General features: G+C 40.8%; 9 protein-coding genes. 3 read left to right on the top strand and 6 right to left on the bottom strand.

The features are described 5' to 3' along the window. Positions 1-158: 158 nt before the first annotated feature. From WB217_RS09105 to WB217_RS09090, 4 genes are all read right to left on the bottom strand, one after another. The gene (locus WB217_RS09105) at positions 159-479 is read right to left on the bottom strand and encodes a YuiB family protein (RefSeq protein WP_423992713.1); all 321 of its coding nucleotides are present in this window, start codon (positions 477-479) and stop codon (positions 159-161) included. Positions 480-669: 190 nt separating this feature from the next. Further along, complete coding sequence (locus tag WB217_RS09100) at positions 670-795, bottom strand: YuiA family protein (protein WP_423992711.1); 126 nt, start codon at positions 793-795, stop codon at positions 670-672. A 159-nt stretch (positions 796-954) separates the two neighbouring features. Continuing rightward, a complete protein-coding gene (locus tag WB217_RS09095; protein ID WP_423992709.1) occupies positions 955-1,437 on the bottom strand; it encodes an NUDIX domain-containing protein in 483 nt (160 codons plus the stop codon). 124 nt (positions 1,438-1,561) lie between these two features. Further along, entirely contained in the window at positions 1,562-2,779 is a 1,218-nt protein-coding gene (locus tag WB217_RS09090; RefSeq protein ID WP_423992715.1) for an NAD(P)/FAD-dependent oxidoreductase, read from the bottom strand. Between the two features lie 376 nt (positions 2,780-3,155). Between WB217_RS09090 and WB217_RS09085 the strand changes: the two genes are divergently transcribed. Then, entirely contained in the window at positions 3,156-4,151 is a 996-nt protein-coding gene (locus WB217_RS09085) for an NAD(P)/FAD-dependent oxidoreductase (RefSeq protein WP_423992707.1), read from the top strand. Between the two features lie 41 nt (positions 4,152-4,192). Here the strand turns inward: WB217_RS09085 and WB217_RS09080 are convergent, their stop codons facing one another. Next, entirely contained in the window at positions 4,193-4,555 is a 363-nt protein-coding gene (locus WB217_RS09080; protein WP_423992705.1) for a HesB/IscA family protein, read from the bottom strand. A gap of 185 nt (positions 4,556-4,740) precedes the next feature. Here WB217_RS09080 and WB217_RS09075 point away from each other — a divergent pair, with 185 nt between their 5' ends. Then, a complete protein-coding gene (locus tag WB217_RS09075; protein WP_423992703.1) occupies positions 4,741-5,442 on the top strand; it encodes a DUF2225 domain-containing protein in 702 nt (233 codons plus the stop codon). Between the two features lie 63 nt (positions 5,443-5,505). On the opposite strand, the gene WB217_RS09070 is transcribed toward WB217_RS09075, so the two are convergent. Next, positions 5,506-5,745 carry a YuzB family protein gene (locus tag WB217_RS09070; protein ID WP_423992701.1) on the bottom strand — a complete coding sequence of 80 codons (240 nt, stop codon included), beginning with the start codon at positions 5,743-5,745 and terminating at the stop codon, positions 5,506-5,508. Between the two features lie 246 nt (positions 5,746-5,991). Between WB217_RS09070 and WB217_RS09065 the strand changes: the two genes are divergently transcribed. Then, positions 5,992-7,059 carry an NAD(P)/FAD-dependent oxidoreductase gene (locus tag WB217_RS09065; protein ID WP_423992699.1) on the top strand — a complete coding sequence of 356 codons (1,068 nt, stop codon included), beginning with the start codon at positions 5,992-5,994 and terminating at the stop codon, positions 7,057-7,059. The last annotated feature ends 116 nt before the right edge of the window (positions 7,060-7,175 follow it).

Below are 7,175 nucleotides of genomic sequence, written 5' to 3'. Positions count from 1 at the left end.
ATACCTATTTACACTTCCAGTAAAAGTAAAAGAAACTTCAAACTTAAAAATAGTTTTCCTCCCTCTCTTTTTTTTATGTACAAAAAAAACCTCCATTAATGTGAAGGTTTTTGTTCGGTTCTTTAGTTTTTTAGCAAGAGGGTCTGTAACAGCCCTTATTAAAACATTTGATACCCTTTTTTCCTCAATAGCTTGATTACGACTCCAGCAAGTATTGCTCCGGCCAATCCACTGCTTAAAATCAGGATATCAGCCAAAGCAAGATTAGAAATTCTTTGTCCAAGGTCAGTAAAAGCTTTTCCGCTATTTGTGAAATACTCGATAAACCGGACTTGATCAATGATAAATATAGCGATTAATGGATATATGACAGCCATGATCCAAGACATTCTCAACAACATATTCAGCAAGAAACCAATCCCAAAAAACAACACAAAAAACAATAACATCGAAATGATGAGTGTTACAATCGTCAACATCTAAATCCCCCCATTACACATCATTTCTAGTTTACTGTTTGTCCTATTTTGAGTCAATGATATGGTTGCTTCGTTAGATTATTTCACGACTTTTACTTTTAATAATGGATCTGTTAACTTAACTGCTGATTTCAAAAAAAACGATCAAAAGAAAAAACCCCGCATTTGCGAAGGTCCAAGATGCAAAGCTTTATTTTTTTGATTCACCTGATCCACTGCAGCAAGAACATGTTTCAGAACCGCCAAGTAGTAATTGGAAATATCCTTTACCTGAGCAATATGGACATTCTTTTGAGTCATGTGTATGCATTTTCATTTGTTTATCTCTCCCTTTTTATATTATTGAATTTTCTGATAATATATCAGACATTCAGTGTGTTTGAAAAGGTTCAAAAATGACCAAAAAAGTAGATTGAAAACGGATACATCATTGATTTTCTTTAAATATCTGTCACTTGCTTAAAATTTCAGAAAATTATAAAAATAAACGATATTCCGTGTAATTAAACTGCTGTCCAGGATCAATCCCATCTATTCCTGTTTTGACTTGTTGCTGATGTTTTTCCAAAAGAAACCTTAATAATATGGATGAGTCAGGATCAGCGCCCAGTTCAACTGCGGACATAAATTCCGCTTCATATAACTCTGTTTCCTGAGCTTTTACTTTCAGCGTTCCCGATGGGCTAAGGAGGAATACTAGCATATTATCACTAATGGAATCTCTGATCACCCCTGTACGGAGACCGAGCAGGCCTTTAACCTTACATCGAATCCCTGTTTCTTCGAGCACCTCCCTGATTACTGCGCTGTCTGATGTCTCACCTTCTTCCACAAAGCCTGCTGGAAGTGACCAGCTGCCTTTAAGGCCGCCGTACCGTTTTTTGACTACAAGCCATCTTTCGTCCTCATCGATAACCAGTCCAGCTACCCCAAGCCAGACATTCTCACGTTTTCCCATGATCATCTTCCCTTCCCAGCATAAACCTTTAATCTCTCTATTTTACCCAAAGCTTTGATTCGAGTGGATTAAAATTCACGAAAAAAACAGGCCCCATAAAGAAGCCTGTTTCATCAATGTGATATTAAAGGATGTTAAACTTTCCTTTTTTAAGGACTAATGAAGGTCCGCCAATCATGTAAAGTGAACGGTTATCGATTATTTTCTTCATGATAGAAGCCTTAGTGCCGACCATTTTCTTGCCGAAAGCTACGCCAATTGCGTCGTCTTCACCAAGTGAACATACTGTACCTTTAATGTCAGGGGTAAATGTTTCTAATTCTGATTTACCACGAACAAGTGCAGCGATATTTCGTGCACATACTTCACCCTGCTGCATAGCAATCTGTGCTGTAGGCGGGTATGGGCGATTAATTTCTTCATTGATGATCAACGAGCAATCACCCACGATGAATACATTCTCTGAGCCAGGAATTAGCAGGTTAGGCTGGACCTTGACACGTCCGCGCATTGCTTCGATTCCAGATTTTTCAATGATAGAGCTTCCACGTACACCTGCAGCCCAAACGACAGTTCCTGCCTTGATCTCTTCTACTTCATCTTCGCCTTTTGCAACGATGATGCCTTCAGGAGTAGCTTCTTTGATTGCAGTTCCAATACGGAATTCTACGCCCTTTTTCTCAAGGTGTGATACTGCATAGTTAACAAGCTCAGGATCAAAGCCAGGAAGAACCATTGGTGCAGCTTCAACACAAACGATTTTCACTTTATGAAAATCGACATCGTATTCACGGCATAGTTCAGGAACACGATTTGCAAGTTCGCCAAGGAACTCGATTCCTGTGAATCCAGCGCCGCCAACGACGATTGTCAAGCGCTCGTCTTTTTTCTCTGCTTCAGTATTGTAAGTCGCGAACTGATATTCAATGTGCTCACGAATCTGTCTTGCCGAGTTCACATTTATAATAGAGAAAGCATACTCCTTCAAGCCTTTAATACCGAAAGTTTCAGATTCAGCACCAAGGGCAATGACAAGATAATCATAAATGATATCGCCGTTTTCAAGAATTACACGCTTTTCATCCATCTTGATTTCTTCAACAGTGCTCTGGATGAATTCAACCTTATGGCGGTCAATCACATCACGGATGTCGTATCTGACTCTGTCATGGTGCAAAGTACCTGCTGAAGCTTCATGCAGCCAAGTAGTCTCATAATGGTAATCATTTTTATTAACTAAGACGATGTCTGCTTCATTCACTCCAACAGCTTTTTGCAAACGGGTAGCTGTCATTAATCCCCCGTAACCTGCTCCTAAAATTACAATCTTTGGCTTTCTCAAAGTGATCACTTCCACCTTTTTAATATATTTTTGGTCGAATGGCTCATCTCTATTTGCTGCCATCTTTTTCACGGATAAGTTTGTGATATTATTCACTAAAAAGTTCAAAAAAATGTCCTGAAAATGTCACAAAATCTTAACATTCTCGTCTACAATACATGATATTCTTTTTACCTCGTATTTTCAAGCTATAAACTAAACTTGGAAATATTCAGAAAATAGAACTTTTTCCCTGTTTTTTGATATAAAATGATCATTTTTTCTTAAATATATTGTTCCAAATTGAATCTTCTATTATGATTATGAGTTTTATTTTTTCTATTTATGGTATTATAAAAATTGGAGCAATTTTACTACATAGTGAGGGGGATATGGAGTGAAAGAAGATCAAAAAGTTTATGACATCACGATTATTGGCGGGGGGCCAGCTGGTCTATTCACTGCTTTCTACGGCGGAATGAGACAAGCATCTGTTAAGATTATTGAAAGTTTGCCACAATTAGGCGGGCAATTATCAGCACTGTATCCAGAGAAATACATATATGATGTTGCCGGTTTTCCAAAGGTCCGTGCTCAGGAACTGATTAATAACCTGAAAGAGCAAATGGCTAAATTTGAGCCAACAACTGCATTGGAGCAATCAGTCGAAAAGCTTGAAAAGCTGGAAGATGGCACATTTAAGTTAACAACTGACAAAGAAATGCATTATACGAAGACTGTGATCATCACAGCCGGAAATGGTGCTTTCCAGCCGCGCAGACTTGAACTCGAGAGCGCTGCACAATATGAAGGCAAGAACCTTCACTATTTTATCGATGATTTGAATCAATTCGCTGGTCAAAAAGTGGCTGTACTAGGCGGAGGAGATTCTGCAGTAGACTGGGCATTAATGCTAGAGCCAATCGCTGAACAGGTTACAATTGTACACCGCAGAGATAAATTCCGTGCTCATGAACATAGTGTTGAAAATCTTCAAAACTCTAAGGTGGACATCAAGACACCTTATATTCCTACCGAGCTTATTGGTGATGGAAATAAAATCAGCCAGATTGTCCTTCAGGATGCAAACGGCGAAGACACAGTAAATGTGGATGTTGACGCAGTAATCTGCAACTTTGGTTTCGTTTCTTCTCTTGGACCAATTAAAGAGTGGGGATTAGAAATCGAAAAGAACTCGATTCTGGTTAACTCAAAAATGGAAACGAATATCCCTGGCATCTACGCTGCAGGCGACATTTGCACATACGAAGGAAAAGTGAAATTGATTGCGACTGGATTTGGCGAAGCTCCTACAGCTGTCAACAACGCAAAATCATTCATTGATCCAAAAGCGAAGACACAGCCGCTTCATAGTTCATCGATGTTTAAATAATATATTAAAAAGCAAGGTCAGCGGACCTTGCTTTTTTCCTTTTAACACTCTTCAGGAGAACCTTCGCGAGTAGCTGTCTTGAAGCTTGAACCGCAGCCACATGAAGCGATCGCATTCGGGTTATCGATTGTGAAACCGCCGCCCATCAATGATTGCTTATAGCTGATTTTCGTACCCATCAGAACAGGGGCGCTTTCCTTGTCGACAAGGATGTGGATGCCATGCTGCTCTAATTGAGTGTCCCCGTCTTCCACCTCATGTGCAAAGCCCATTCCATATGAAAGGCCACTGCAGCCTCCCCCTTTTACTGATACGCGCAGGAATGCGTCTTCTGTTTCGTTTTGCTTCATCATATCTTTAATCTGCAATGCAGCATCTTCTGTAAGAATCACTATGTTTTCCATTTTATAAAACCTCCTTGATCCCTTTCTTATAGTATATACAGTGTTTTTCCAATCCTCAACCAATCAAGCTGAAAAAAGAAATATAGGATTATTTTTAAAAGAATTTCGCCATACGGTTCTTTTGACTGGTATAATATACCTAAGTTTTCTTGATAAACTAATAGGTAATTCGGCAGGTGATAAAGATGGCACAGTTAGAACCATTATACGATAAAAAGTACAAATGCAGCATGTGTGAACAGCCCTTCACGACGAAAAAGGTGCGTTCCCGTTTTGTGAAAGTCCTCCGCTATGACACTGATTTTGCCCCTCTGTACGCCGAAGAATTCGAGAATCCTAATCTATACTATGTTAACGTCTGCCCAGCTTGCGGATTTTCTTTTACAGATGAATTCAGCAGCTATTTTCCGCCAGGTTCTCTAAATGCCATTTCCGAAAAAATCTGCAGCCAGTGGGTCCCCAGGGATTTCAGCAAAATGCGCACGATCCAGGAAGCCATGAATACCTACAAGCTTGGAGCTTATTGCTCGACATTGAAAAAAGAAAAACATGTTGTTACTGCCGGGCTTTATATAAGACTGGCGTGGCTATACCGCTTACAAGAGAATGAAGAACAGGAAATTCGCTTCCTGAAATTAGCTCTGGCAGAATACACAGAATCATACAGCAAAGGGGACTATCGGGGCACCCAGGTATCAGAATTACGGCTGATGTACCTGATTGCCGAGCTTTCAAGGAGAACCGGCAACAGCCAGGATTCTGTCAGATTCCTGTCAAGGGTGATTGAAAAGCAAAGGCAGTCCGTAGAACCGCAGATCATTCAAATGGCGAAGGACCGATGGCAGGAAATGCGCGAAGACCAAAAGTGCATGAATGAAGCTTTATGAAATAATCGAATGAAACATACAAATTAGGCTGGCAATGGATTTCTCCATGCCAGCCTTTTTATATTAAAACATTGGGTTTTCGTCCAAATATTGATAGATATTTTCAACCAATTCCTCAGGAGTCTCACCTGTCACTGGGTCACCATTTACAAGCGCAAACATCGCCTGCGCACATTTGCCACAGTATCCGAGGCAGCCATATTCGATGACGTCCAGATCAGGATCCCTCTCAAGCTCCGCCCTCGCCTTTTGAGCACCGCTCGCGAGGTTGCTTATGCAAAATTCAATGATAGGCTTTATCATTTTTTCACCTCTCTACTAATTTTTAATCGTACCTTTTTTCTGAGAAATCGTCAATTTCCAAGGCTTGTTGCTTCTATAAAATTGTTGTTATTTTGTCACAATTTCGTTATACTTTTTATGGTGTTTAAACGAAGCAAATAAAAATAGTGCAATAATGAATAAAATGTATCCGCTTGCGGATTTTTAAAAACGAGCTGAAAAAACTTCATTAACTGTCTCTTGAAAAGTTAAAAAGGGGAAATTCACATGAAAAATCTCGTTATACTGGGCGGCGGCTATGGCGGCATGCGTGTCCTGCAAAGATTGCTGCCGAATGACCTGCCAGAAGATGTCACTATCACATTGATTGACCGTGTACCTTACCATTGTTTAAAAACCGAATATTACGCTCTGGCTGCTGGTACGATTTCCGACCAGCATATCAGAGTAGCATTTCCTGAGCATCCCCGCCTTAAGGTGAAATATGCGGAAGTTACTTCCATCAACATTGAGGGTAAAAAGGTTGAACTCAAGAATGGCGAGGCTGTTGATTTTGACGATTTGATCATCGGCTTAGGCTGTGAGGATAAATATCACAATGTTCCAGGTGCAGATATCTTCACATACAGCATCCAATCCATTGAAAAGTCACGCTCTACCTACCAGGCACTCAACAATTTGCCAGCAGGTTCAACAGTCGCGATTGTCGGAGCAGGATTAAGCGGAGTTGAGCTTGCGAGTGAATTAAGCGAAAGCCGCAAGGACCTGAAAATTAAGCTCTTTGACCGTGGAAACCATATTCTATCAGCCTTCTCTGAAAGACTGAGCACATATGTGGAAAACTGGTTTGATAATCACAATGTTGAGATTATCAACAATGCTAATATTACTGAAGTACAAGAAAATGTATTATACAATCATGATGAACCGATTGTCTGCGATGCGATTGTTTGGACTGCCGGCATTCAGGCTAACAGGCTTGTCAGGGAAATGAATGTTGAAAAAGACGGAATGGGCAGAGCCCTGCTGACTCCTCAGCACAATATCCCTGGCAATGAACATGTCTATGTCGTCGGAGATTGCGCGGCCTTGCCTCACGCACCGAGTGCCCAGCTGGCTGAAGGCCAGGCAGAGCAAATCGTCCAGGTTCTTCAGAAGCGCTGGAAAGGCGAACAGCCGCCAGAATCTTTCCCAGTGATCAAGCTGAAAGGTGTCATAGGCTCACTTGGAAAGAAACACGGCTTTGGACTCGTTGCTGAACGCCCAATCACAGGACGCGTCGCACGATTACTGAAGTCAGGCATTCTTTGGATGTACAAGTACCATAATGGTTGATTTTTTGATAAACCCCGGGCAGATATGCCAGGGGTTTTGTTTTGGAAACTAGAATTTAGGTTTGAGAATTGGAATTCGCTTTGAAAACTTGAATTGCAGTTTAGAAACTGGAAGTG

Origin of the sequence: Mesobacillus sp., from assembly GCF_049588175.1 — a bacterium.
Lineage (GTDB): Bacteria > Bacillota > Bacilli > Bacillales > Cytobacillaceae > Mesobacillus.
Note: the sequence above shows the minus strand (reverse complement) of the source record. Positions and strands in the feature narration are given on the sequence as shown.